The following is a 25,203-nucleotide window of genomic DNA, read 5'->3' as shown; positions in this document are numbered from 1 at the left end:
GGAAACACCCATGGAAGAGCAACGGGTTGGCTCGCTTCGGTTTTTAATTGATTTTAGCCAGCCATTATATGAACAGATATTAAATCAGGTACGAAGCTCCATTGCCAAAGGGGAGATTGAAATGGGAAGCAAAATGCCGTCCGTTCGTGATCTGGCACAGGAATTGCGTATGAATCCGAATACAGTGATGCGGGCTTATCAGGAGCTGGAGCGGGACGGACTGACCGAGAAGCGGCGCGGCTTGGGAACCTATGTTACGTCGTCCAGTGAGCGGGTAGACAATTTTCGGGAACAACTGGCCCTGACGTATATAGATCAGTTCCTGGGACAGATGAGCAGTCTGGGGCTGTCATGGAAGGATGTACAGCGGTATATAGCAAGCAAACAGAACGGAAATGACAAGGAAGGAGGCGATAAGGCATGACGGAGTCTGTTGTGGTTGCGAATCATCTGGTGAAGCAATACGGCAGTAAAAAAGCACTGGATCAATTAGATGTCGTCATTCCGGCAGGACGTATTGTAGGGGTGCTTGGGCCCAATGGCTGCGGTAAGTCCAGCTTTTTTCGGGCGATCACCGGATTGATTCAGCCAGATGGGGGCAGTCTTGAGGTGCTGGGGCAAAAGCCCGGCTGGGAAACCAACCGTGGCATATCCTACCTGCCTGACCGGGCTCGCTGGTACCCCAATCATACGGTTCAGCAGACGTTGGAGTGGGGACAGTCCTTTTTGCCCGGCTTTAATATGAAGGATGCGCATAAGCTGGCTGATCATATGGACGTGGAGCTGGAGTTGAAAATGGCCGGGATGAGCCGCGGGCAGGAGGCACGTGTGCTGCTGATTCTGTGTCTGGCGCGTGAGGTTCCGCTTATGATTCTGGATGAACCGTTTGCCGGCATTGATGTCCTTTCCAGAGAAGCAATCGTGGCTGGTATTATTGATTATTTGGAGGATCGACAGCAATCCATACTTATGAGTACGCATGATATTCAGGAAGTGGAAGGCTTATTTGATTACACGGTGATGATGGACCGCGGGCGGGTGATATGGTCCGGTGATTCGGATGATCTACGTGGAGAGCATGGATCACTGAATCAGGTGTTCCGCAATTTGTACAAAAAGGAGTGGAAGGCGTGAATTCAACAGGGCTGTTCAAAGATTTGATACGCCATGAATTTCGAAATAAAGGAAGCTGGAGAAAGCAGAGCCGCAATCGACTGCCCAGACCGTGGAGACTTGTATATTTCTCACTATTTCTAATTGTGGCGTTCGTTATTTCCTTGTATTTCGCGCTTCACAACCAACTCGAATTGACAAGGCTGTGGTATGTCACCCTGGGCTTGCCGTATATGATCATTTTCATGGGTGTGGGAAGTCTGAGAAGAGAATGGGAAAATGACACCTACGGATGGTGGCTAACCCTGCCCTATCCGCGCATGTGGCTGATTAGCGCCAAATGGATTGCTACTATTTTACAAACTATTGTCGTGATATTGCTCCTGTTTGTGGTGGGTTCCCTGTACGCGCTGTTCATCTCATCGACCATACAGCCTTACACGTTTGCGGATGCAGCGTCCTTTGTCATCGCCGGATTTAACTGGTTTGTGATGATTATCGCGTTCACCCCGTTTGTTATTGCGCTTGGTCTGCTTACAGTTAGTACAAAATTCAGCACATGGAGACCGATCAGCCCGATTCTCTGGATTGTGTTGATGGGTGGAGGGAGCGTCTTTTATTGGTCAAGCGATCAAGGGATTTATAAGCAGTTTGACCATGTTCAGACAGGACAATGGTTTCCTTTTACTTGGCATTTCCCGGTTGCAGTGTTGATCAGTTGGGTTGCTGCATATGCAATAATCCGGCTGAACGCTTATTTGCTGGAGAAAAAACTGTCGATTTAGCATCGTCTCAAAAGATATATATATATATATATATAGGAAAGGAGTTTCATCATGACGACGATATTCATCTATGCATTGTTGGCTGTTTTGGTGGGGCTGATGATCTGGTTGAGAACCAAAAGACGAGGGGGACCGGTAAAAGGAAACGGAGTCCGTCTTTTGCTACCCTTATTTATCGCATTCCCACTCATGATGATGTCTGTGTACCAATTGATGCATATTCCCGGCCAAACGCATGCGCTTCCCGCCTTTTGGGAGCTATTGGCTGCCGGGCTGTTAGGTGCGGTGTTTGGTTACGTCATTCTGATGCATACGGCATATGAGAGACGGGACGACGGCCATATTTATCCCAAGCCGAACAAATATTTTAAATACATTATTATTGCCATTATCTTGATTCGCATTATTTTGACCCAGTATCTCAGCAGCTTAGGTACGTCCGAGATTAGTGTATTGGCGATTACGATGGCGCTCGTCTATATCTCCATCTGGCGAATTGGGAGCTTCATTAAGTTTCGGAGAACGTTATCGGTCTAAAGGGTATATGTCGTGTAAAGAAGCGGGTTTTCTGTTCAAAAGCGTTCATTCGCTTGGCGATAGGAGCCGCTTTTTTTGTGGTTTCATCATAAATTCATTTGTAAGACCATAAGCATACATTGTTATTAGTCCCCATATCCTTTATTCTAAGGCTGTAGCTTGCTGCATAACGGGCTATGCATATAAAATTTTGAAAGGAGGGGCATTGAAGTTTCAAGAGATTCAGATGAGGGTTAAAGATAAGGCGGGACATAAAAAGTTCATTTTTTGTGATTAGGTGTAACTTAATTAGTTACATAAAAGGAAAATTGTTTTCAATATTCTATTTTTTTATGTTGAGAGGGGCTTACATTCATGAAAAAACATACGGTTACTGCCGCACTCGCTGGCTTGCTCGTGCTATCTTCTGCTGTACCGACCTTGGCGGCCGAAGCAAAACCCGCTACAGGTATTCAGGTTTGGGTAGATGGCAAGAAGGAGGCTTACAAAATTGCGCCTATCGTGAGAAATAAGCAGGTCTTAATTCCTTTGAGACAATTGGCCTCCAGTTTGGGGATTCCGCTGGATTCCAAGCATATTACGTTCAATACGGCCCGTCAAAGCACGACCATTCGGTATGATCAGGCGACGGTTGTACTGGTGTCGGGCAGTCCGGAAGCGCAGATCAATGGGATTAAGGTACCGCTGTCCACCTCGACCATCTTGACGAAACAAGGGGTAACCTATGTTCCGGTCGATGTTGTCAAAGAAGCGTGGGGCAAGCAAGTGATTTGGGACCCGGCCAGCCAAACGGTGCAAATCGGGGTGAGTAATAAGGATAAGGTCGTTGAAATCCTGAAAAGCTTTGAAACCGGAGATACGAAAGCGGCCGAGACTTGGATCAGCAAGGATCAGTACATTCAGCACAATCTGAGCTTTGCCAGCGGGAGAGATGCCTTGCTGAAAGGAATAAGCCAATTAAAGGAAGCTAATACAAAGATTGAAATCCATCGTGTGCTTCAGGATGGGAATTTTGTAGCGGTTCATTATAAAACGACAATTGCAGGGAAATCGAGCATTGTCTTTGATATTTTCCGCTTCGATAGCAATGGTAAAATCGTTGAGCATTGGGACAACATTCAGGATTCGGCTCCAGCCAATCCAAGCGGACGTACGATGATTGACGGAGCAACACAAATCACAGATCGCAACCAAACCGAGAAGAACAAAGAGTTGATCCGCAAGTTTGTCGATGATATTCTGGTTGGCAAGAACCGCGCTGCACTGGAAAGCTATTATAATGGTGATCATTACATTCAGCATAATCCCTTTTTTGGCGACGGTGTTTCCGTTCTGAAGCAACTATTCCCCGCAGCAAATGGAAACCAGGGAAATTCCTCTGGATACGATAAGGTGCATATGGTCATTGGAGAAGGGAACTTCGTACTGGCTGTGAGCGAGACCAAATCGCCTGAGGGGAACATGACTGCTGTCTATGATATGTGGCGTGTAGAGAACGGCAAAGTAGCAGAGCATTGGGATGTAGTTCAGGACATTCCGGCTAAAGCAGAGTGGAAAAATACGAACGGAAAATTTTAAAAACGACATTCACGGCATGACTGATACTTAAGGTGGTTCCCCAACTACCCTATCCCTGCTAAAATGATGGAAACATGATGAGTGGGGATGGGATGATGGGAAGTTTTAAACAGAGGGTAGGCTGCCTGCATGCGCATCACTCGAACATTGCCTATGTGGAACGGGCTTTTGCCCTTTATGAGGTGGAGCTGGAGCATTTTGTGGACCCTGCACTCATGTACAGAGTTTCATCTGATCCAGACTTCTCGGCAGCGGATGCCAGTCGGAAGGTAGAAGAGCAGCTGGAATGGATGGGCCAAAGCGGCGTAGATGTAATTTTGATTACGTGCACGAATTATATAGTCTTGGCGGAAAAGGTTCAATTGACAATACCTACACCCGTGATAACGCTGGATGAGCCCTTTTTCCATGAGATATGCGATGATCTGTTGCCACGGACCTTGGTATTTACGAATCCGGCTACTGTAGAGGGAACGATGAAGCGTCTTTATCATATAGCGGCCCTGTTAGGCAAGCCAGATATCTCTTCATTGATAGAGGTCAAGGTGGTGGAGCACGCTTTTGAACTGATTATGCAAGGTCGCAAAGACGAATATATGGAAGTGCTGGCCCGTGCATTGCATGAACTGATAGAGGCTGATCCAGACAGAACGCTGGCTGTGGCGCAGTTATCTATGGTTGATGCTGCATTGCAGGTGGAACTGGAGACGGGTCAGGCGATTGGCAATCCCTTACGGTCGTTGATGAATTTGCTTGAGGATTGGTTAGGTTGAAAAATAAGCATGACTAAAAGAACTTCCAACCCGTGTTCCGGGCAGTGGAAGTTCTTTTTTTGCAGGATAGCGTGTAAATGGGGCTTCTGCGGCGTTCATCAGGCATTCTGTTGATGTGGATTGCTGAATGCTACGCCTGCGGATTCCCTTTGGACGAGTGTAACGTACAGCCGTTCATGCTCCACGTCTTCCCCAGCAATGATTTTAAGAACTTGTCCGGCAGCTACTGCGCCCCATTTACGTTTGGAGTAATCAATGGTTGTCAGACGGGGCTGAATATATTGTGCCAGCTCGATATTATCAAAGCCGACGATATGAATGTCCTTGCCGATGGTAAGCTCCGACTGAGCCATTCGATTGTAAAAGCCTACTGCCATCTCATCATTGAGACAGAATACCGCGACGGGTCCCGAATCCGGGCTGACATGTTGCTGCAAAATGATCTCGGCCGCCTGTTCGCCGCCCGATTTCTCAAAATCGCCGCCAATCTCGATCATTTCAGCGGTGCCGCTGCGCTCAATCGTCTGCTTGACCGCCTGCATACGCTGCCATGAATCATAAGAGCCGTCTGGTCCGGTGACAACATACAGCTTGCGGTGTCCCATTTCCAGCAGATGCTCCACCGCGAGAGCGGCACCAGCTTTGTTATCCAGCAGTACCTGGTTAATGTTAGGATGATTTAACTCGCGGTCAAGTACGACAATTTTATGCCCACGCTCGGCGTAGTTTAGCAGTTCCTGACTATCGAACGTCTGATCCAGTATGATGGCTCCATCGATCATGCGCTCCGGCAGCATTCGGTGAGATTGCTTGCCGCTGCATACGATAAGGTCATAGTCTTTTCGGTTCAAAATCTCCTTGATGCCATACAGCAAATCTCCATAAACGTCTCCGCGGAAATCGGTTAGGAAGACGCCGATAATTTTGGTTTCCCTTTTTTTGAGATTACGTGCGGCGGCATTCGGCACATAGTTAAGCTCTTTGGCAATGGCTAAAATACGTGCGCAGGTCTCTTCTGTTACCTTATCACTGCCGTTCAAAGCGTATGAAACGGTAGATATGGAAACGCCCGCCTGTTTGGCGATATCTTTAATGCTGACCACATCGTTTCCTCCTTCTTGACGGGCAAGCAGCAAAGGGCGATCCCGCAAGATCGCCATCGCTGTGTTGCCTCTATGCCTGATTTATAAAATAATCTCCAGACGGTGTACACCGTCATGTTCCGCTAGCGCCTGCTCGAAATTCTTGCGCTTGATGCGCAGGGCACCCGAACGGTAGCGATTGTCATCGGCTGGCTTGCTCTCCAACGGTGTTCCGTTCAATACCGCGCGGCCTTGCTCACTGCTGCTATGCTCTTGTGGCATGCGATAGATGAAGGTAACGGGTTTCCCGGCAAAGGAAAATTCAAATTCCAGTCCGTCAAGATCATCCGGAAGTACAGGGTCCAGGATCAGGTCTTCGCCCGACTGACGGATACCAAGGACATTCGAAATGAGCTGATTCATATAAATCCCTGGACCACTGGAATAGATTCTCCAGCCGCCTTTGACAGGAACGGCTCCTTCACGCAGTTCACCAAACCGCTCTTGTGCTTCGTAGCGGGTATTAAATTTGCCGTCCGAGCTGCTGAAATACGCGTTGCTCTGACGCCATTCGGCGTTTGGTACGGACGCTCGAATGCCAACCGGGTTGATGAGCTTCAGGCTGTGCCAGGCGTCATCTTTGCGACCGAGCTTGGCCATTGCTTCCGCGAAGCGGATATGGGCATGCACATATTGCAGCCCGACCTCGCGTCCGAAGTTGGCCGCTTGCTCTGCGCGCTTGAAGTGCGAGCTCACGCCACCATCGTACTGTGCAGGGCGGTTCATCAGACGCACGCCATCCGGGCACAGGAATTGCTCGCGGATGAGCTGCTCATGAGCCAATGCTTGTTCCGGCGTGAGCAACTGGCTGATCATGCTGCGTGTCATCGGCAGCAAGCGGTAGTGAATCCCCGTCTCCGTATCGGACGGATGGAGCATCAGCTTGGGCTGACCGGGTTCTTCCATATACACGAAGCCCGGGATAATACCGCTCTCCAGCATGTAGCGGTTGAAGTCCTTGCGGATGCCTTCGGCCATCTGGTGCAGCTCCTGTGCGATCTCGGCGGCTTCGTTTATGACGCCTGCCGGGGCTTGCTCCAGTGCAGTAGCAAAGTTGCGAACCACCTGATAGGTGAGTGCAACGGTCCAACTGCTCGCCATGTATTGCTTCAGTTGAGTGTTGGCTGGCTGGAGCGTGTCATCCCAATCGCCGTCGCCGTAGGCGGACAAATGTGTATCATGAAGGAAATTCGCTCGAATATATTCGATTTCCTTCATCGCGTGTTCCATGAGGATCGCGGTTTGTTTTGTATAATCAAAACTATGCCGGTTGGTGTAGGGTACATTTTCTTCCAGAATACTGTAATCCCGGGTAGCGGTCAAATAATCTCCCAGTACCTTGAGCGGCCAGACGATAATATCACCGTGGCTTTCTTCTTGTTGAACGCGAGTATAGTTGTCGAACATAAACCATTGCGGCCAGTTTCCGCTATCCTCGTACTGATGGCTGAACACGGTCAGCAGAATGGACCGGACTTCGTCAAACTTTTGTACGGCTGAAAAATATTCCACCGGGCCCTGACATACATCGCGTGTTCCCCAAGCTGCACCACCGTATTGCTCCAGACCATGAGGCACAGAATAGTGGACAAGCATATTGTGGGTATACCACCAGGCCACCGCATTCACACGGAACAGCTCGCTGGTTTCATGTCCGCTATGCGTCAGATGGAAGCCGTTCATTAGTCCGGCAAAATATTGCCGATAGCGCTCGCGCCCAGCCTCAAAAGAGGCATTGCGTTCCGCGTGTGCTTGGCCCTTCCCGGCCGAATGTCCATGCAGCCAGCCTTGCACGGTGCAGGTCCATTCGCTGCTGTCGCCCAGCTCCAGCACGACCAGAGATGCATCAGGGGAGGCTGTACCCTGTAGCAGTGCGTGAGCGTCGCTCACTTGCTGTAACGGAGCGCCTTGTACCTGCATCCGGTACAACAGGTCCGGATAGGCTTCGGCGCTCAGGGAGGATGGGTCTGCGCGGAAGAGCAGGGCCTCGCCATCCCGTTCCATATGGAACGGAAGCTCATATTCGTTCACATGCATGGACATTTGCTGAGTCACGAGGAACGGATAGGCTTTGCCGCTTGCCGAGCGCACGTGAAGCTGTACTTCAGGCGTATCGGCGTTAGTATGGTTCGTAATGATGAGCGTATCGTCAGCGGTTTTGTAATACCAGCGCACATAGTTAAAGCCGATCTCGAACAGGGAAGGCATCGTGAGCAGACGGTATTTCCCATCGATTCCGATATAGATACGCTGGCCGGATGTTTTTGGAATATTGAGCGCATTACGCGCGTTTGTGATCATTTTATTGAAATTCGTGTTGCCAATTACAAGCTGGGAGTTGAACACTCCGTACATATAGGAGGTGGTTGTAATGGTCTCTTCCTTACCTCCAGCGTAATGCCCGCCCATTAAAATATGTCCGTGGGGACGCTCTACACGAAGCTCTTTGGATTTGAGTACGACATGTTCATAGCTGTCCGTGAAAAAGGAAAGCAACGTGTCGCCGTCATGTTCTTCTTCCTGTCGTTTCGGGAAGAGCTGATCCAGCTCGGCTGCGGTCATATCCAGCGTGCGCAGCGGCTCCCCGATGTTCTGGGCTGGAGCTACACGCCCAGCCTGGAGACGGCTTGTGGCGTGCACCGGGATGGCGGTGTCGGAAGCAGTCTCCAGAATAGTCGATACTTCTTCGCGTGCTTTCGTCACCAGTTCCTGGTACTCCAGCTTTGTAACGGCAGTCGGATGATTGGGTTGGAACAGGCCGTAAAAGGTAAAGCGGGCTTCCCCGGCGAGCTTTACCCGCTCGGATTGCAGCGCCGTATAGGCGAATTCGTACTGGTACACTTCATTGGCGAGCGAATCACGGCGCAGTGCTTCCGGCTCGTTCGTTTCTTTGTACGAAAGCCCAAAGAATTGAAATCCGTCCGTCGAATAACCGACGGTCCGGGTCAGCGAGCCTTGCTGGATGTAAGGGAATGCCTGACTTTGCGGCTGGTTTTGACGGGAACAAACCGTATAGCCTCTTTGTTCGTCATGGTAGACGGTATGGTCGATATATTGAGACAGATAAGCTTCATTACTGCGTACAGCCGCTGTATCCGCAATGCCGATATCCTGACCGTACACGATATCAGCTTCCACGTCATCGCCCTGTAAAGTTACATCCCAAAACCATACCCCGAGACGGCTTAGCGTGAATGTCACCTGATAGCCGACACCTGACGTAATGCCTTCCCAAATAATCTGTTGATCCGTTTGTTGTACAACTCCGGGTGAACGAACTCCAAGCAGGGGAGTGATGCTGACGCCGGACGGACGATACAGTCGCAAGTACAGGTTGTTCAGGGAACCGTCGACGGAATTGGTCAGCAGTTGATTGATCATGGTTGAGCCGTGGGCAATTTTGTATACATCACCGCTGCTCAAGAAGGTAAAGGACAGGTCTCCTGCCCGCAGCAAAATATTTTGATCCAGACTTGTATTCATCAAAGGTTACGCCTCACTTTCCTGTTTCTTTCACTAAACGAAAACGTCCTTCGGTAGTATCTCGGCTGTTAGGTCCTGTAAAGACGGCGAATTCACCGCTGTCACTATCAAAGCTCAGGTCTGCATGATGATAGCGCAGTTGAGACTCGATCAATGCAAATTCCACTTCCCGGCTTTCGCCCGGGGCAAGAAGAACCTTGCGGAAATCCTTCAGCTCTTTCATCGGGCGAACCGTATCTCCGCTGATATCACGGATATAGAATTGAACCGTTTCCTCGACAGGACGTGTTCCTGTGTTCGTTACCCGTACCTTCACGGTCAGTGCTTGACCGGGATTGAGGGTGTCGCTGGAAAGCTGTACGCTTTCATAGGCAACCTTCGTATAGCTCAAGCCATAGCCAAACGGGAATAAAGGTTCATTCGGTACGTCTAGGTATTGGGAGACGTACCGTTCTTTTGTATTCGGGTCCAACTGCGGACGACCTGTATTAAAATGATTGTAGTACACAGGCACCTGCCCCACCGATTGCGGGAAGGACATCGTCAGACGGCCCGTTGGTTCGGCATCGCCGTACAGCAGATCGGCAATCGCCGCGCCGCCTTCACCGCCCGGGAACCAGGCTTCCAGTACGGCGTCGGCCTCTTCAATGACACCGTGCAAATCCAGTGGACGACCGTTGAACAGCACGGCTACCATAGGCTTGTTCAGCGTCTTTAGGCGTTTTACCAGATCCAGTTGGGCTTGTGGCAGGCAAATATCCGAGCGGCTGCCCGCTTCACCACTCATATCCGAACGCTCGCCGAGCGCCAGTACGATGACCTCTGCCTGGCTGGCAGCTTGCAGCGCTTCTGCATATTGTTCTTCGGATATTTCATCTATAGAGCATCCAGTCGCTACCGAGAGCAGCGAGGAGGATGTTTTCGATTTGAACCCATCAATGACTTGAACAGCTTCTTCTTGCGAACCGCTCCACGACCAGGAGCCAAGAATATCACCGTTCTCTGCAAAAGGCCCGATCAGCGCGATATGCTGACTGCGATTCAATGGAAGAACGGAATCGTTTTTGAGCAGTACGCATGATTGGATCGCCAATTCCTTGGCAACCGCCCGGTGAGCTTCGCAGAACACAATTTCACGTTCCCGCTCAGGGTCTGCACCGCGCAGCGGATTGTCGAATAAGCCCAGCTTTTGCTTAAGCTTCAACACACGCATGACCGCCTCATCGACGAGTGCTTCATCCAGTTGCCCGCTGCGAACCAGCTCAGGCAAATGCCCGTTATAGCAGGAGGTCATCATTTCAATGTCTACGCCTGCCAGCAGTGCTTTCTGTGCTGCCTCGCGCTCATCCTCGGCAATGCCATGGGGAATAAGCTCCTTGATGGCGGCCCAATCCGAGATGAGTACACCGTCAAAGCCCCACTCATTGCGAAGCAAATCGCGCATCAGGCGCTTGTTGCCCGTTGCAGCTACACCTTCTACGGTATTGAAGGAGGTCATCACCATTTCGCAGCCTTCATCTAGCGCAGCTTTGTAGGAGGGGAGATAATACTCTCGCAACTGCCATGCGGACAGATCGACGGTATTGTAATCCCGTCCTCCTTCGCCTGCTCCATATGCGGCAAAATGCTTCACGCACGCCGCCACCCGGTCTGTATCGTTCGTCAGGTCCTTGCCTTGAAAGCCGCGTACGAAAGCACGGGCAAATACACTGTTAAGGTAAGGGTCTTCCCCTGTAGATTCCATTACACGGCCCCAGCGCGGGTCACGTACCAAATCCACCATCGGAGCAAAGGTGACATGAACACCGGACACAGAAGCTTCTCTGGCAGCAATGGTAGCGCTCTCTTCTGCGAGTTGCACATTCCATGAACAGCCAATAGCCAGCGGTATGGGAAAAATCGTTTTGAAGCCATGTACAATGTCTGCCATAATTAGAAGCGGAATACCTAGACGGTTTTTGCTTAGATGTGCTTGTTGAACACGAATAGCTTCCTCGGCTCCTGCGATGCCAAGCACCGATCCGACGTTACGGACCGTTTCTTCTGTGATCCCTAGAGATGCCATCGGTCCGGTAATTTGGCCGTCTGTTTCGGCATCTTCAAAAAAGGCTCCCACAAGCTGGAGCAATTGATCGACTTTTTCTTCAAGTGTCATATTTTGCAGGTAGGAATTCAGTTGTTGTTCCATCATAATCCTCCGTAAGCTGCTCTGGTGGCAGCTTTCTTTTTCAGATCCATGAGATTTTGTGTTAAGACTGATTCAAAGAAGCAACGAACAGGCTAATACTTTACATAGAAGCTTAATATCCTGTTGTATTATTAATCGAAACGTTTCTATTGTTGAACTCAGTTGGATTATATACGCTTTCAAATAGAGAGTCAAATCGAAATGGAGGGTCATTTTACCGAGAAAACAACGCTATATAGATGAAATGAAAGAAAATGGGGTAAAATTCTGGACAAATAAAAAATAATATCCCTATTGAATACGGTTTCAATTTGTTTTATAATGACTATCGAAACGTTTCTATTGATGAGTATGGTCCTTAGGCTTTCCACATATTTTCTATAAAAGCAGGTTTTAATTGGCTTTAAGCACTGTACGCTTTAACGTGTGTGATTGAATCCGCTATCATATTTGCATGATCGGTAAGCCGGTCATCTCGGGAGGAATTTCTATGATGAAAAGAACGTTAGGGATCATTTTGGCAAGCACCTTATTACTGGGGGGCGCGTTGGCAGGCTGTTCATCCAAGGATGAATCATCCGGTAAGGATGCGAATGGAAAAACGACGATTACACTATGGGGCATGGGGGCGGAAGGAAAGCTGCTGCCTGAGATTGCAAAGGATTTTGAAAAGGAAAATCCTGATATTCATGTAGATGTGCAAGCACTGCCTTGGGATAACGCTCACGATAAGCTACTGACAGCAGTTGCTTCCAAATCCGGTCCGGATGTGGTTCAGTTGGGTACATCATGGGTTCCGGAACTTGCGTCTGCGGGTGCATTGACGGACATCACCCCTTATATCAGCAAATATCCTGAGCTGGAATCGAAGAATTTCTTCCCGGGTGCTGTGGATACGGCAAAATTTGAGGGAAAACCTGTAGGCGTTCCCTGGTATACCGAAACGAAAATTTTATTCTACCGTTCAGATCTATTGAAGCAAGTTGGATATAATGAAGCACCTAAAACGTGGGAAGAGCTTTCTGACGCTGCTCAAAAGCTGGCAGCGCGTGGCAAAGGGAAGTATGGTATTGCCATTAATGCGAAAGAGCAGTCTCTGGGCTTTATGTTCGCTCTTCAGAACGGCTCCAAGCTGGTCGATGAGCAGGGCAATCCGCTGTTCAACCAGCCACCGTTTGTAGAAGCTGTGAAGTATTTGAACACCTTTTTCCAAAATGGCTCCAATGCCCTTGATCTTGGGATAGATTCCGTTCAAGGATTGCAAGGTGATGGTATCGTTCCTATGTTTATCAGTGGTCCTTTCATGATTAGAGAAATCAAGAGCAAAGCACCTGAGCTGGATGGAAAATGGAATGTAGCCGAGCTTCCTGGCAAAGTAAACAACCTGTCTGTTTTGGGCGGATCGAATCTTTCGATTATGCAGTTTAGCAAGCACCCAGAGGAATCGGCCAAGTTCCTGGCTTTCATGAGTAAACCGGAAACGCAACTGAAATGGATGGAGCTGTCCAGTACCCTGCCTGCCGCTACCAAGTCATGGGAAGATGCAAGACTGAAGAGTGATCCGATGCTGCAAACGATTCGTCAACAGCTCGATCATTCCGCAGCATTACCGCAACTGGCAGCATGGGAAGAGGTTTCTCAGCAATTCATCAAGAGCTTCGAACGCATTTACCGTGGTCAAGCCGACGCACAGAAGGAAATGGATGACTTTAACCAGCAAGCTGCAAGTATTATGAAAAAATAATGATCCGTATCCGTCATTGTCAAAGGGAGTGAAGGCATGAAAGGAAGCTCGCAGAAGCTTGCGCCATACTTGTTTATCGGTCCCTCCATCATTCTGCTGACGCTGTTTTCGTTGTTGCCGATTTTACTGGCACTCGTGATCAGCTTCACAGATATGGATCTGTCAGGACTAGTAAATTATGATAATATTCGCTTTTTAGGAATGGAAAATTACAAGAATGTGCTAATAGACCCTTCATTTCTAAAATCCATTGGGAATACTCTATTTTTCGTCATCATCGGGGTTCCTTTAGTGCTATTGTTTTCACTCAGCATTGCGATCCTGATCAACATGGGTAAATCACGTGCTTTCAAAGTTTTCCGCGTGGTGTTCTATCTGCCGTCCGTAACGAACGTGGTGGCGGTAGCGGTGGTCTGGAGTTATTTGTATAATCCGACCCTCGGGCTATTCAACTATGTACTGGGCATGATGAATCTGGGTCCTGTTCCATGGCTGACCGATCCTACGATGGCAAAAATTTCGCTTATTTTATTGGCTGTTTGGCGGGGAATAGGCTTAAATATGATTATTTTCATTGCTGCGATTAAAGGGATTCCGGGTTCCTACTATGAAGCGGCTCAGCTTGACGGGGCCAATACATGGCAACAAATTCGTTATATTACCCTTCCGCAGCTCCGCTACGCTATTTTCTTCGTGTCCATTACGACGATGATCGGCTGGCTGCAATTTTTCGAGGAACCGTTCGTCATGACCAAAGGGAAACCGCTTGACGGCACACTAACAGCATCTCTGTTCATTTACAATAATGGTTTCCAATTTAGTAAATTCGGTTATGCCGCGGCGGGATCATTCATTCTGTTCTTTGCGATCATCGCGGTGACGCTAATTCAGTTCCGTTTGCAAAATAAAACGGAGTCCTGATAGAGAGAGGTGATGAACGTGAAAACAGCTGTTCAGCAAGCCCGCGCCAGTTCGCGCAGTGGTGAAAAAACATTTCAATGGTTCGTGGCGATTCTCCTGACCGTGGGAGGTCTGTTGATGGTGCTGCCTTTTGCGTGGATGATTTTATCCTCCTTTAAGACGGAGAGCGAGGTAACCAAAATTCCTCCGACCATCTGGCCGCAGCATTTCACATTGGACAATTTTAAAATACTATTTGATAGCATGGCTTTTGGCACCTATCTGACTAATACACTGGTGATTGTATTAGCTTCATTTTTCGGATTATTCCTGAACGCCATGGCAGGCTATGGCTTTGCCAAATTTAAATTTAAAGGTAAAGGTTTTCTGTTCTATTTAGTGCTGGCCACAATGATGGTTCCGGGGCAAGTAACGATGATTCCTGTGTATTTGATTTTGAACCAGATGGGATTAACCAACACCATGATGGGGATTGTACTTCCTGGCTTGGTAGGTGCCTTCGCCATCTTCCTGTTCCGACAGTTCATGTCCGATATTCCGGAAGAACTGCTGGAGGCAACGCGGCTTGATGGTGCAGGGGAGTTTCGTACTTTCCTGCAAATCGTACTGCCTATCTCAACACCAATTTTGGCAGTACAGGCCATTTTGACCTTTATCGGCGGTTGGAACAGCTTCTTGTGGCCGCTCATTATTGCGAATGATGAGAAGCTGTATACGTTGTCCGTGGGACTGTCGTTGCTCAAAGGCCAAAATGAGAGCCAGTTCGCGCTCCAGATGGCAGGCTCGACCTTCATGGTCGTACCGATCATGATCATATTCATTGTTTTCCAAAAGTATATTATCGAGAATTATACGATTTCGGGCATTAAGTAGTAGTTGTAGCGGCGGATTGATAAAAAAGCAAAAAAACGGAGGACTTTCTGGTTTAAGCCAAGAAGTCCTCCGTTTTTTTGTGTTATAGAAAAAAGAGAAAATAATCCTGATCAGCTCATATTTATTCTTAGAGAGTTGCATCAGGATGTTGTTTATATCAGGGGAAACAGGGCTCGGCAAATCATATTATACTTTTAATAGATTTAATTGAAAATATTTCAAAAATAATATGTTAACAAATTTTACACAATTACTTCAAAAAAAGTATAGAGTGTAACGAAAAAAATGATTATATTGGAAAAGAAATAAAAAAATATAAAAAATGAGGTGAATCAAATTGTTCGATCCTATTAACCAAGCAGCTGAAGGCAGTGTTTCTCCTATGACTTGCGTTCTTTGTGATACACGTGATCGTTGTGTAGGTTGTGATGCTACCGATTGGTTTTGTAGCAAAGAAAGTGGTCATTGGTGTACTAATAATGATAGCGATTAATTGAAGTAACACTCGCAACGATAGGGCTTTCAAACACAGGTAGTCAATTAGGAGGTCTGGGAACTAATTTTCTTGGACTTCCTCCTATTTTGTAACTTTGAGAGGATGATTAATAGTGATTAGTGCTCCATTTGAAAAAAATCCCGTCAAAATCATAGAACAAAATGAAAATTTATACTTATACAATATAAAAACAAATGGGCTTTTTCAGATTGATGATGTCGTAGTAGATATATGTAATAGCGAAGGTAAGGAAATTGAAGAAATATATGAATTACTTAAGCATCGTTCTAGTAGAGAAGAGGTAGATAGGTTATTAGCCAGTCTGGAGGAAGCATCGGTTATATATAATAAAGATTTGTCTATTCAAAAGGAATGTAAAAGTTGCAATGATGAGCAAGTAAGTCTATCATCTATAATCCTTATGCTGGTTCAAGAGTGTAATCTAAGATGCTCTTACTGTTATGGAGGAGACGGGGAATATAATGATCGAGGACGGATGGACACAGAGACCGCATTAAAAGCAGTTGATTATCTGTTTAATCATTCTGGCGAAGAAGAAGAACTGAATATTTGCTTTTTTGGAGGGGAGCCACTTCTGAACATTGAAGTTATTAAAGAAGTTGTAGCCTACACTAAGCTAAAACAAGAAAAATCAAATAAACGTGTTACATACAGTATGACAACGAATGGCACCTTGATTTCCAAAGAAATTGAAAACTTCTTATTAGATCATCATGTTTCTATTCAGATAAGTCTAGATGGTGATCAAATGACGCACGATTTCAATCGATATTATCAGAACAGAAAAGGTACCTATGAAATCATTTTAGATAGAACAGAAAGTTTAAGAAAAAAAGGTGTTATAACAGCAAGAGCTACGATTTCACCAGTACAATTGGATATAACACATACACTTACACATTTAATGGGGATTGGTATTCGCCATGTTGCGATGTATCCTGCAGTCGAGATGCTTAGTGAGGAAGACTTTGAGAAGTATGCACAAGAATTCACCAAATTGGTTGTGCATTTTGAATCTTTGCTTCAGGCTAAAAAATATGGGGAAGCACGTCAAATATCGAACATTCTAAAATACTTGAAGATGATTCATTCTTCTTCTAAGCGAGATTATTTTTGTGGGGCGGTCTCGCATATGCTTGCCGTTGATGTGCATGGTAATCTTTATCCTTGTCAACGATTTGTTAATGAAAAGAATTATTTTTTAGGGAATGTAAGAGAAGGGGTGGATGTAAGAAAGAAGAGTGGCATGCTTAGTGAGATGCGTTTAGAGAAGAGAACTGTATGCGGAGAATGTTGGGCTAAGAATCTATGTGGTGGAGGTTGTCCTCAAGAGAATATGGTGCTTAGTGGTTCGATTAATGAGCCAGTGGATAGATATTGTAACTTTACTCGCAGTGCAATAATGGATTGTATGAAATTGTATTTACGATTAACTAAAGAAGACAAGAAAAACCTGTTCTCTGCTAAGCGGCAGCAAGAACAACTATTGGAGGATGTGTCATTTGACTATTGATATTCGAGGTTTATGTAAGTCATATGGTTCTCACCAAGTGCTTAACGAGCTTCATTTTCACATTGATAATGGTATATTCGGACTGCTCGGAGACAATGGGGCAGGTAAGACCACTTTAATGAAAATTCTTGCCACTTTACTTGGATTCGACCGAGGGGAAGTTGAAATATTCGGTCATTCTTTGAAAAAAGAACCGGATGCTATTCGTTCTTTACTGGGGTACTTGCCACAGCATTTTGATTTTTTTCCAAATGTAACGATTATGGAATCTATGAACTATTTTGCGGCTTTAAAAGGTATTCAAGGTAAGCGTCATATTCAAGAGGAGACATCACAGCGATTAATTGAGGTGGGACTTATCGATCAAGTTCATAAAAAAATAAAACAGCTGTCTGGGGGAATGAAGCAGCGCTTAGGAATTGCCCAAGCTATGTTAGGACAGCCTAAGTTGTTAATTGTTGATGAGCCGACGGTTGGACTGGACCCCAAAGAACGAATTGCTTTTCGAAACTTGCTTCAGAATTATGGAGAAGACCGGATTATATTGTTATCTACTCATATTGTTCCTGACGTTTCGAGTACATGTGATAAACTACTCATTTTAAAGGAAGGCCGTTGTCTGTATCAAGGGGCTATAGACGATATGATTCGAACTGTTGAAGGTAAAGTATGGTTGGCTGATGTTGGTAAGCGTCAATTGGAACAATTAAGCCAACAAGCTCGAATTACCTCCATTGTGCGGAAGGAAGGAAGAATTCAGGCTCGCTTATTGTGTAACCGCCCTCCAGATTGCTGTACAGAAGTCACACCCGAAACGGCTAATCTTGAGGATGCGTATCTATACATTTCCGATCCGGAGGAGAGTTAACAGAATGGGACAAGTAATCATAGCCCTGGTTCAATTTGAAGTTTTGCTTATGAAAAAAAGTGTAGTGTTTTTTATAGCACTAACGTTCTCTTGTTTTTTAATTCCTTTATTTTTATATCTGGGAGCAGGGGATAAGAATAACGAGTTATGGATATTTTTGCATCATGGACAAATGTTCTTTACCATATTACTAATGCCGTTAATGTATTCTGTTCTTTATGATGGCGAGAAGCAAAAAATGATCTCTTCTGTTATTATTCCTAAATTGCATAAAGGAGCCCAATATTTTTATTGTAAGAGTTGTGTATTATGGGGAGTGGTTTCCTTATTTCAGTTTGTCGCTTTAGCTATGATTTGTGTAGTTCAATGGACGACTCATGGTAAGGCTCCATTCTTGACACTGCTTCCTCTAACAGCAGCGAGTGTGGCAACTATAGGTTTTTCTGTTCAAGTCACCGTCATATTGAACCTGCTATTACGTAAACAACTGTATGTGAACATTATAATGCTCGTCTACCTTTTAACCAGTATTACTATCAATTTGCCCTACATTTCCATCTGGTTTAATCCAGATTGGATTATTTCCAATTTCTTTACACGGTCGTTTGCTTTCGGGCGAATATTCCTATTTTTGCTTATGTGGGTATTGATGAAAGTCAGTAATCATCTATGGATGGCGAGGGTACAAGAATGAATGGAATTATAGTTCGTTTCTGGCTACAGCTTTTACTCCGAAGAGAACAAGCAGTAACCTGGCTCGTTTCCTTAAGTGTGGTTATTTTATTCAATTTATTTATGCATGAAGGTATCGCAATAACTTATAGTGTTAATTTGTTGTTTGTGGCTTTCTTTTCTTTGCAGATTGCGAGTATACATAAACGTAATCATACAGAACCGTTCTTATATATTTCTGTTTTACCTACTTATCGTCTAATCACTTACCAGCTTTATGTTTCTTTAATTCTTTCGTTTCCTCTCTTGCTCATGATGGTAGGACTTTTATGGAAATCATTCCCTGATGTATCATTATGGAATTTGCTGCTTATTGTTCTTTCTTCCGTTATATTTGCAATAATGTCAGGGATTTTTGTAGGACAGATAGTGAAACATTTTGGGCTTGCTTTTACTATATTAATTTCTATTTATCTTCCTATGGGTTTAATGGCTTGGTCTTATAATGAGAAGTTCCGATATATTTCACCTATAGTGAATATATTCAATCCCTATATGATCAACTGGCGAAATCTCATTGGACTCTTAGGTTGTAGTTTATTATTTTACGGATTAGGCACATTGTTATCCAGTCGGCGCGGAGGCGGCAAAAAGTCTTTAATTCCTTGGATCAGTACGGTCCTTGCTTGTAGTCTACTGATTGGCGTATGGGGATATGAGAGGCTATTTAATGAGAATGTACAGACATCGTCGTTTAAAAAAATAACAGTAGGACAAACACAAGTAAAGTATAAGGGGATTAGTTCGTATCAGGCGAAGCAATTTGCCACTCTATTTGAAACGCTGTATCAAGTGGCTAAGAAAAAGGAGACACACCCGGTTCGCTATACCTTGGAAATCACCCGAATGCACTCCATGTCATCGTTCGAGCCGAAAATAATAGTGCAAAATCATAATAAACTTCAAATTAATATTTATTCAAATAAGCTTTTAGAGTTCAATTTCGGGATGGATTGGGCGACTAAGTGGATTGATTACATTTTGCCGCAATCAACCCACTTGTCCAATGAGCAAGTTGATGCTTTTAAACACCTAAAAAATGACATTATTATAGAAGTTAGGGAAAAAAATCCAGGAAATGTCTATACACTTCAGGGTGACTGAGAGCTAAAATAGCGAGATTTCGTGAAGAACCGATAATAGTAGATATAAAAGAAAGGGATGGAATGCATGAAACGTGAGGCGGACCATTTGAATATAAGAGCTATATTTCATTCATTCCAATATTGGCCGAAGTTATCTAAATTATTATGGAGTACAGAACCTACCTATTTTATTATCATCATTATTGGTTACCTTCTAAAAGGAATACTCCCGATTGCCAACCTTCTTTCCATACAGTATTTGGTTTCTGAAATAGAGACTAGATCATTATCGCATACGCTTCAAATAAGCGCAGTGTTCCCCTTAATTCTCGTGATGTTTTGTGGTCTGCTCATTTCAAGTTTAATTGAGTATACTGACAAACTATTCCAAATATCTCTGATAAATCAATTGCAAACATTAATAGTATTACAAACATCAACATTTAATCTTGCGGATTTTGAAAATCCGCAAGTACATAATCAACTCAAAAGAGTACAGAACGACTCGATAGATAGGCCTATCCAGATCTATAAAGAACTCATTAATTTCTTAAGTTCCATGGTCACGTTATGCTCTAGCATTGCCATTTTAATAGCGTTCAGATGGTGGATTTTACTCATTCTCATCGTTTCCCCACTAGCATCCTTTTATTCTTTACTGAGGTTCACACAAATCCAATATGTAGCCAAGAAGAAACGGGCTCCTTTACAACGCAAATCCAGGTATATAAATTACTTGTTAACTAATGAAAAGTCTTTTAAAGAAATCGTATTGTATCAACTTAGTGATTACTTTACAGCAAAATATAAGAGCATTTTTGATATTTTCTATAAAGAGGATAAGTATTTAGCAAAAAAACGTATCAATTTATATTTGTCTTTTCAAGTAATAAGCACATTATTTATAGCCATTGCTTTGATAATGATCATACAAATATCATGGCAAGAAAAATTACTTGTTGGCAGTATTTATGCATTAGTTCAAGCAGTATTATTAACTAATCAAAATATAAATACGGTATCTCAAGGGTTGATTTCATTGTGTGATCATAATCTGTATCTAGATGAATTATTCGCTTTTTTTAACATAAATCATAAACAAGAGAATTCTGGTATGCTGCTAAAAGAATCAGGTGTACGAGCTGATGCAACAATAGAATGCATAGAATTTAAAAATGTTTCATTTGCCTACCCAGATCAAAAAGAATTAGCTCTCAAAGATGTAAGCTTTAAAATGAAGCGTGGAGAATCCCTTGCTCTAGTTGGCAGAAACGGGTCAGGAAAGACAACAGTAATAAAACTTTTAACGGGATTATATGAAGATTTTAAAGGAGATATTTTAATCAATTCTATCTCGGTTCGGAATTATAACAAAGAAACGCTTTACGACAGAATAGGCGTTATATTTCAAGATTTTGTTCAATTCGATTTTTCAGTAAGAGAAAATATAGGCTTTGGCAGTATAGAACATCTTGAACTTGATACTAGGATATGGGAATCAGCACAACATACAGGAGTAGATAAGGTAATACGAGATTTGCCTAATCAATTGGAACAACAGCTAGGAAGGAATTTTGAAGGAGGCATACAGCTTTCTGGAGGGCAATGGCAAAAAATAGCGATATCCAGGGCGCTCTTCAAAGATGCTGACGTTTATGTATTAGATGAGCCTAGTTCATTTCTTGATCCAGAATCAGAAAAACAAGTATTTCGCCAATTTCAAAATTTTGTAAATGATAGACTGTGCCTCTACATTTCTCATCGCTATACCTCTGTTTTATATGCAGATAAAATTTTAGTTCTGGACAAGGGCCAGATTGTAGAAGAAGGAGCCCACCAAGAACTAATTAAAAGTCGAGGGCTTTACTATGACTTATTTTCTGATGAAATTAATACATTCCAAGAAGCGCTAGTTACTAATGATGCACGCTAACTGTGTATAGAGATTCCGCCAAACAGTTGGATTGCGAACAATAATGTTTTTACCTTACGAGAAGTATACTATGTAGAGTATCTCGTGAATACTAGTCAAAGTCACAATAAAAACAGCGGAGCTTCTCTCTGAAAGAGGAGCTCTGCTATTTTTGCTTTATATAGACATATTTATATATGAGTTAGACAATATTGATGGGATATTGTACGAATTTTTCTTTTCAGTCTGTAGATACGAGTCGTTGTAGCCGTAACGGAAATATTATATTTGACAGCAAGGAAGGGCACAGGCAGTTGTTGACAAAAGTAGTCCTGATAGAGCATATATTCGTTTTTTGAAAGCTTCATCAATATGTTAACGATAACCGTATCTACATCTCCCAGCCTTCGATTCTCCCACTCCTCCTCTACCGAATTTGAAAAACTACATATCTTCTCACATTCAAGCGTAGTTTCATGCTTTTTTTGTGTATAGTAGCACCTAAATGATTTATATATGAGATTTTTAGCCGTAAGGTACAGCCAACCCTTTACATTGGGGTGATGTTTGAGCTTGACCAATTGCTGCCTTGCCGCTGCAAAAGTATCTTGTGTACATTCTTCTGCCATAAATTTGAAGCAAGACTGATTCTTGATTAAATGCATACAGAAACGATATACCTCACTCAGATAAAGTTCACAAATTTTTCTGTAAAAGCATCTGGAACTACCTCTGCACTGATCCTCTTTGCAACAGTCGATAACCATCGTGGTCAGCATTTGTTCAAGCCCCCTTTGGACGGATAAAAAGATCAGTGATTTTTGTATGTGCCAACCATATACATTAATTCCAATTTTAAAGAATGACATAAATCATATTTAACCTCGTAAATGTGAAGTTACTAGAACAGTTAAAAGATATTTTAAGGTGATTTTGATTCTGATACGGAATTAGTTAATAGGGGGAGAGGGTGCATCTGGTGAAAGGGGAAAAAGGATGAAAGAATCCATAGTATATAAACGTTTGGCCGCAACATTTAGACCTCATCTGAAAACGATCGCTATCATTTTGACATGTCTCATCCCCTTCGATACGATCATTGCCAATGTGGACAAAATTAAAAGGGATTACCCGGCCCTCTTTGAATGGATTAATTTTAATGTGGTGCTGGATACCCGCAATGATTTTGGTTGCGTCAATGATTTTTATACGAATTATGAAACCTTCGAAAGTCTGTACAGTGTAAGGTCGTCCTACATTAACAATGCTTATGTGAAGGATGAGATACGCTACAGGAATGAATTTATTGAGCAGAGAGGCTATGAGGTTTTTAAAATGATGCTCTCCAAGTTTGGAAGAGTGGATGAAGGTCATGTCTCCAAGCTGATTAAGGACTACTATATTCAGATTTACTTCCGAATGTTTCATTATAGAAAGCCTTCTGCAGGGATGCCGATAGAAGCGCATCATGGCGGGCCCTGTGTGCCTGGTGTACAGCGATTGTTTGCGGATGTGCATGGAAATCTGTATCCATGTGAACGGGTCAGTGAGCAGTCGGAGGTGGTGCAGATTGGAAAGGTGGACACTGGCTTTGAAGTAGATAAAATCAGCCGGATTTTAAATGTAGGGACAATCACGGAGGATGCATGTAAAAACTGCTGGAATTTCCGTTTTTGTACGCTGTGTGTTGCTGTAGCAGATGATTTGCATACCTTGTCCAAAGAAAAGAAGCTGAGTCACTGCTCCGTAGTTAAAAATGATATCAGACATACTTTACTTGATTATTGCATGATGAATGAGCTGGGCTATGATTTCTCCGAGGATACGATCCTCGATTTTGACAAAGCATGAGGGGTGTCTCCATGACCAATAAATTAATCATTTATCCGTTTGATTATGAAACGATAGCCCTGGTTAGGAACTTGAATCTATTAGGAAGTTATGGGGAAGGTGTACTTATTTCTTTTCAAGGGTCGGGTATGATCGGGAAAGATGCCTGTGTAACGGACAAGGGGGAAGTGACAGGCTTCATAGTGAAGCCGGAGTCTTGCTTGGAGCAGGAAATAGAGCGTTGTGATGCCATATTACTGGTGAAATCCAATTTCAAGCTGGATGTAGCTGAGGTTTATCTCCCCGTGATCCTGAAGGCTGGACAACTTGGCAAAAAGATCATGTGTAATTTCACTTTGCCAGACCCATGTATGGAATTCATCGAACCCTGTGAGGAGCATGATGACAAGCTGATTTTAAAAAATACATTTGATGTACACACGAAGGATATTTTACCGCCTGATCCAAGCTCCGCTATCCATGATTTTTTTACACCGGTTCTATTTGTATTGGGGCTGAACGAGCGAACGCATAAGCTTCATTTGCAGCTTAACCTTCGGCAGAAGCTTGAAGCACAAGGGTATCGGGTGTCGCAAATCACATCTAATGGATGCGGGGAGCTGATTGGTGCACATTCTTTTCCGCAGTTAAAACATACAAAAACATACAAAAAATCCGATATACCTCTAGAATCACTTATTAGAAGAGAATTGGAGGTTTTCGGATGAATGTATCATTTACATCATCACACCAATCGCCGTTCCGCACCACAGATAACAACCGACTTGAACTACGGCATCCCACATCCGCTCAGGATGAAAGGAAAAGTATAGGCAAGCCACAAAACAAGGTTATTCAACAATTGACAGAGCAAAAGCAAAATTTGATGGAGAAGCGTTCGGACTATGTAAGTAATGCTCTCAAGCGTGGTCTCGGTCCGGAAGCTGTAAAAGCTGAAATGGAAGAGATAGATAAGCAGATTCAGCAAATTGACGAGAACATTCAAAAGCAGTCACTGGAAGAACAAAAAAAAGCCTTGGGCATGGATGAGGAAAGTAAAAAAGAAGCTCAGGAAGGTAAAAAGGAACAATATACGTCCCAGACTGCTGAGGAGCAGCAGCAAAGACTGATCACCTATACAATGCATAGTGTTGTATCTGCAAACAATGAGTTGAAGAATGCCAAAATAACCAAAATGGCAAAAATTACATTGGAAAGCGAAGCCAAGGGGTGGGAAAACACTAACCCTGCAAGATCAGCGGCTTTGCGTCAGAAGGCAGAAGGACTTAATGGAAAGATCATGGACATCGCCGCGAATATTAATGAGCGTATCAGTGAAGCAGTGAATAACGAACCGGCGATTACAGATCGAGATGAACCAAAGGATGAGAAGGAAGCAAGTGCAGAGGCAGGCAGGGTATGGACTGAGCAAGAGCTCAATGCCTATCTGGACTCGGCTAAAGACGGGGCAAAGACTGCAGGCACGAAGGTAAATATTGCAGTCTGATCCGGCTATCATGTGCATGGTACGCTAAATTAGGAGGGTGCTTTCAGACGAACGCTATCGTTCGCAGAGGCACCCTCCGCTTACTCTAATGGAGCGAACAGA

Annotated in this window: 21 protein-coding genes; 17 read left to right on the top strand and 4 right to left on the bottom strand. The window is 44.3% G+C overall.

Annotated elements, in window-relative coordinates; genetic code table 11:
• The first annotated feature begins 10 nt into the window (after nucleotides 1–10).
• The 6 genes from E0698_RS12350 to E0698_RS12325 all read left to right on the top strand — a co-directional run bounded on the left by E0698_RS12350 (nucleotide 11) and on the right by E0698_RS12325 (nucleotide 4,786).
• Nucleotides 11–424: a GntR family transcriptional regulator gene (locus E0698_RS12350; RefSeq protein ID WP_134911533.1), complete on the top strand. Its 414-nt coding sequence runs from the start codon at nucleotides 11–13 to the stop codon at nucleotides 422–424.
• Nucleotides 421–1,134, top strand: coding sequence for an ABC transporter ATP-binding protein (locus tag E0698_RS12345; RefSeq protein ID WP_192511748.1), 714 nt, complete (start codon nucleotides 421–423; stop codon nucleotides 1,132–1,134). The genes E0698_RS12350 and E0698_RS12345 overlap by 4 nt, the downstream gene beginning before the upstream one ends.
• A complete protein-coding gene (locus tag E0698_RS12340) occupies nucleotides 1,131–1,898 on the top strand; it encodes an ABC-2 transporter permease (RefSeq protein WP_192511747.1) in 768 nt (255 codons plus the stop codon). The genes E0698_RS12345 and E0698_RS12340 overlap by 4 nt, the downstream gene beginning before the upstream one ends.
• 51 nt (nucleotides 1,899–1,949) lie before the next feature.
• Nucleotides 1,950–2,435 (top strand): cytochrome c biogenesis protein CcdC, encoded by a 486-nt coding sequence (locus tag E0698_RS12335; protein ID WP_134911530.1) that lies wholly within the window; start codon nucleotides 1,950–1,952, stop codon nucleotides 2,433–2,435.
• A 354-nt stretch (nucleotides 2,436–2,789) separates the two neighbouring features.
• Entirely contained in the window at nucleotides 2,790–4,013 is a 1,224-nt protein-coding gene (locus tag E0698_RS12330) for a stalk domain-containing protein (protein WP_192511746.1), read from the top strand.
• A 95-nt stretch (nucleotides 4,014–4,108) separates the two neighbouring features.
• Nucleotides 4,109–4,786 carry a hypothetical protein gene (locus E0698_RS12325; RefSeq protein ID WP_134914512.1) on the top strand — a complete coding sequence of 226 codons (678 nt, stop codon included), beginning with the start codon at nucleotides 4,109–4,111 and terminating at the stop codon, nucleotides 4,784–4,786.
• A 98-nt stretch (nucleotides 4,787–4,884) separates the two neighbouring features.
• Here the strand turns inward: E0698_RS12325 and E0698_RS12320 are convergent, their stop codons facing one another.
• The 3 genes from E0698_RS12320 to E0698_RS12310 all read right to left on the bottom strand — a co-directional run bounded on the left by E0698_RS12320 (nucleotide 4,885) and on the right by E0698_RS12310 (nucleotide 11,599).
• Nucleotides 4,885–5,889 carry a substrate-binding domain-containing protein gene (locus E0698_RS12320; RefSeq protein WP_192511816.1) on the bottom strand — a complete coding sequence of 335 codons (1,005 nt, stop codon included), beginning with the start codon at nucleotides 5,887–5,889 and terminating at the stop codon, nucleotides 4,885–4,887.
• 81 nt (nucleotides 5,890–5,970) lie between these two features.
• Nucleotides 5,971–9,411, bottom strand: coding sequence for a GH36-type glycosyl hydrolase domain-containing protein (locus E0698_RS12315; protein WP_192511745.1), 3,441 nt, complete (start codon nucleotides 9,409–9,411; stop codon nucleotides 5,971–5,973).
• A gap of 13 nt (nucleotides 9,412–9,424) precedes the next feature.
• Nucleotides 9,425–11,599, bottom strand: coding sequence for a glycoside hydrolase family 3 N-terminal domain-containing protein (locus E0698_RS12310; protein ID WP_192511744.1), 2,175 nt, complete (start codon nucleotides 11,597–11,599; stop codon nucleotides 9,425–9,427).
• Between the two features lie 490 nt (nucleotides 11,600–12,089).
• Here E0698_RS12310 and E0698_RS12305 point away from each other — a divergent pair, with 490 nt between their 5' ends.
• From E0698_RS12305 to E0698_RS12270, 8 genes are all read left to right on the top strand, one after another.
• Nucleotides 12,090–13,343, top strand: coding sequence for an extracellular solute-binding protein (locus tag E0698_RS12305; RefSeq protein WP_134911528.1), 1,254 nt, complete (start codon nucleotides 12,090–12,092; stop codon nucleotides 13,341–13,343).
• A gap of 36 nt (nucleotides 13,344–13,379) precedes the next feature.
• A complete protein-coding gene (locus E0698_RS12300) occupies nucleotides 13,380–14,264 on the top strand; it encodes a carbohydrate ABC transporter permease (RefSeq protein WP_134911527.1) in 885 nt (294 codons plus the stop codon).
• An 18-nt stretch (nucleotides 14,265–14,282) separates the two neighbouring features.
• A complete protein-coding gene (locus E0698_RS12295; RefSeq protein ID WP_192511743.1) occupies nucleotides 14,283–15,137 on the top strand; it encodes an ABC transporter permease subunit in 855 nt (284 codons plus the stop codon).
• A 608-nt stretch (nucleotides 15,138–15,745) separates the two neighbouring features.
• A complete protein-coding gene (gene papB / locus E0698_RS12290; protein WP_192511742.1) occupies nucleotides 15,746–17,167 on the top strand; it encodes a PapB family radical SAM/SPASM ranthipeptide maturase in 1,422 nt (473 codons plus the stop codon).
• The gene (locus E0698_RS12285; protein ID WP_014279341.1) at nucleotides 17,157–18,035 is read left to right on the top strand and encodes an ABC transporter ATP-binding protein; all 879 of its coding nucleotides are present in this window, start codon (nucleotides 17,157–17,159) and stop codon (nucleotides 18,033–18,035) included. The genes papB and E0698_RS12285 overlap by 11 nt, the downstream gene beginning before the upstream one ends.
• A gap of 4 nt (nucleotides 18,036–18,039) precedes the next feature.
• Nucleotides 18,040–18,729, top strand: coding sequence for an ABC transporter permease (locus E0698_RS12280; protein WP_192511741.1), 690 nt, complete (start codon nucleotides 18,040–18,042; stop codon nucleotides 18,727–18,729).
• Nucleotides 18,705–19,871, top strand: a complete 1,167-nt coding sequence (locus tag E0698_RS12275) for a hypothetical protein (RefSeq protein ID WP_238353975.1) — start codon at nucleotides 18,705–18,707, stop codon at nucleotides 19,869–19,871. Before E0698_RS12280 ends, E0698_RS12275 begins: the two co-directional genes overlap by 25 nt.
• 66 nt (nucleotides 19,872–19,937) lie before the next feature.
• Nucleotides 19,938–21,785 (top strand): ABC transporter ATP-binding protein, encoded by a 1,848-nt coding sequence (locus E0698_RS12270; protein WP_192511740.1) that lies wholly within the window; start codon nucleotides 19,938–19,940, stop codon nucleotides 21,783–21,785.
• Between the two features lie 170 nt (nucleotides 21,786–21,955).
• Here the strand turns inward: E0698_RS12270 and E0698_RS12265 are convergent, their stop codons facing one another.
• Nucleotides 21,956–22,543, bottom strand: a complete 588-nt coding sequence (locus tag E0698_RS12265; RefSeq protein WP_192511739.1) for an RNA polymerase sigma factor — start codon at nucleotides 22,541–22,543, stop codon at nucleotides 21,956–21,958.
• Nucleotides 22,544–22,760: 217 nt separating this feature from the next.
• Between E0698_RS12265 and E0698_RS12260 the strand changes: the two genes are divergently transcribed.
• Genes E0698_RS12260 through E0698_RS12250 form a run of 3 tightly spaced genes read left to right on the top strand, consistent with a single transcriptional unit; the run spans nucleotide 22,761 to nucleotide 25,101 of the window.
• Entirely contained in the window at nucleotides 22,761–23,615 is an 855-nt protein-coding gene (locus tag E0698_RS12260; RefSeq protein WP_238353974.1) for a hypothetical protein, read from the top strand.
• 11 nt (nucleotides 23,616–23,626) lie between these two features.
• Nucleotides 23,627–24,322, top strand: a complete 696-nt coding sequence (locus tag E0698_RS12255; RefSeq protein WP_238353973.1) for a TIGR04066 family peptide maturation system protein — start codon at nucleotides 23,627–23,629, stop codon at nucleotides 24,320–24,322.
• A complete protein-coding gene (locus E0698_RS12250; protein WP_192511738.1) occupies nucleotides 24,319–25,101 on the top strand; it encodes a muscle M-line assembly protein unc-89 Uncoordinated protein 89 in 783 nt (260 codons plus the stop codon). The genes E0698_RS12255 and E0698_RS12250 overlap by 4 nt, the downstream gene beginning before the upstream one ends.
• Nucleotides 25,102–25,203 lie beyond the last annotated feature (102 nt).

It is taken from the genome of Paenibacillus sp. 23TSA30-6, assembly GCF_014858585.1.
Classification (GTDB): Bacteria; Bacillota; Bacilli; order Paenibacillales; family Paenibacillaceae; genus Paenibacillus.
The sequence above is the reverse complement of the archived record's forward strand: the minus strand, read 5'-3'. Positions and strand labels throughout refer to the sequence as shown.

Coding starts and splice junctions, on each gene's coding strand:
- E0698_RS12250 (WP_192511738.1), top strand. CDS start 24,319: ATGAATGTATCATTTACATCATCACACCAATCGCCGTTCCGCACCACA.
- E0698_RS12305 (WP_134911528.1), top strand. CDS start 12,090: ATGATGAAAAGAACGTTAGGGATCATTTTGGCAAGCACCTTATTACTG.
- E0698_RS12330 (WP_192511746.1), top strand. CDS start 2,790: ATGAAAAAACATACGGTTACTGCCGCACTCGCTGGCTTGCTCGTGCTA.
- E0698_RS12325 (WP_134914512.1), top strand. CDS start 4,109: ATGGGAAGTTTTAAACAGAGGGTAGGCTGCCTGCATGCGCATCACTCG.
- E0698_RS12260 (WP_238353974.1), top strand. CDS start 22,761: ATGAAAGAATCCATAGTATATAAACGTTTGGCCGCAACATTTAGACCT.
- E0698_RS12350 (WP_134911533.1), top strand. CDS start 11: ATGGAAGAGCAACGGGTTGGCTCGCTTCGGTTTTTAATTGATTTTAGC.
- E0698_RS12270 (WP_192511740.1), top strand. CDS start 19,938: ATGAAACGTGAGGCGGACCATTTGAATATAAGAGCTATATTTCATTCA.
- E0698_RS12280 (WP_192511741.1), top strand. CDS start 18,040: ATGGGACAAGTAATCATAGCCCTGGTTCAATTTGAAGTTTTGCTTATG.
- E0698_RS12275 (WP_238353975.1), top strand. CDS start 18,705: ATGGATGGCGAGGGTACAAGAATGAATGGAATTATAGTTCGTTTCTGG.
- E0698_RS12310 (WP_192511744.1), bottom strand. CDS start 11,599: ATGGAACAACAACTGAATTCCTACCTGCAAAATATGACACTTGAAGAA.
- E0698_RS12300 (WP_134911527.1), top strand. CDS start 13,380: ATGAAAGGAAGCTCGCAGAAGCTTGCGCCATACTTGTTTATCGGTCCC.
- E0698_RS12255 (WP_238353973.1), top strand. CDS start 23,627: ATGACCAATAAATTAATCATTTATCCGTTTGATTATGAAACGATAGCC.
- E0698_RS12345 (WP_192511748.1), top strand. CDS start 421: ATGACGGAGTCTGTTGTGGTTGCGAATCATCTGGTGAAGCAATACGGC.
- E0698_RS12315 (WP_192511745.1), bottom strand. CDS start 9,411: ATGAATACAAGTCTGGATCAAAATATTTTGCTGCGGGCAGGAGACCTG.
- E0698_RS12265 (WP_192511739.1), bottom strand. CDS start 22,543: ATGCTGACCACGATGGTTATCGACTGTTGCAAAGAGGATCAGTGCAGA.
- E0698_RS12335 (WP_134911530.1), top strand. CDS start 1,950: ATGACGACGATATTCATCTATGCATTGTTGGCTGTTTTGGTGGGGCTG.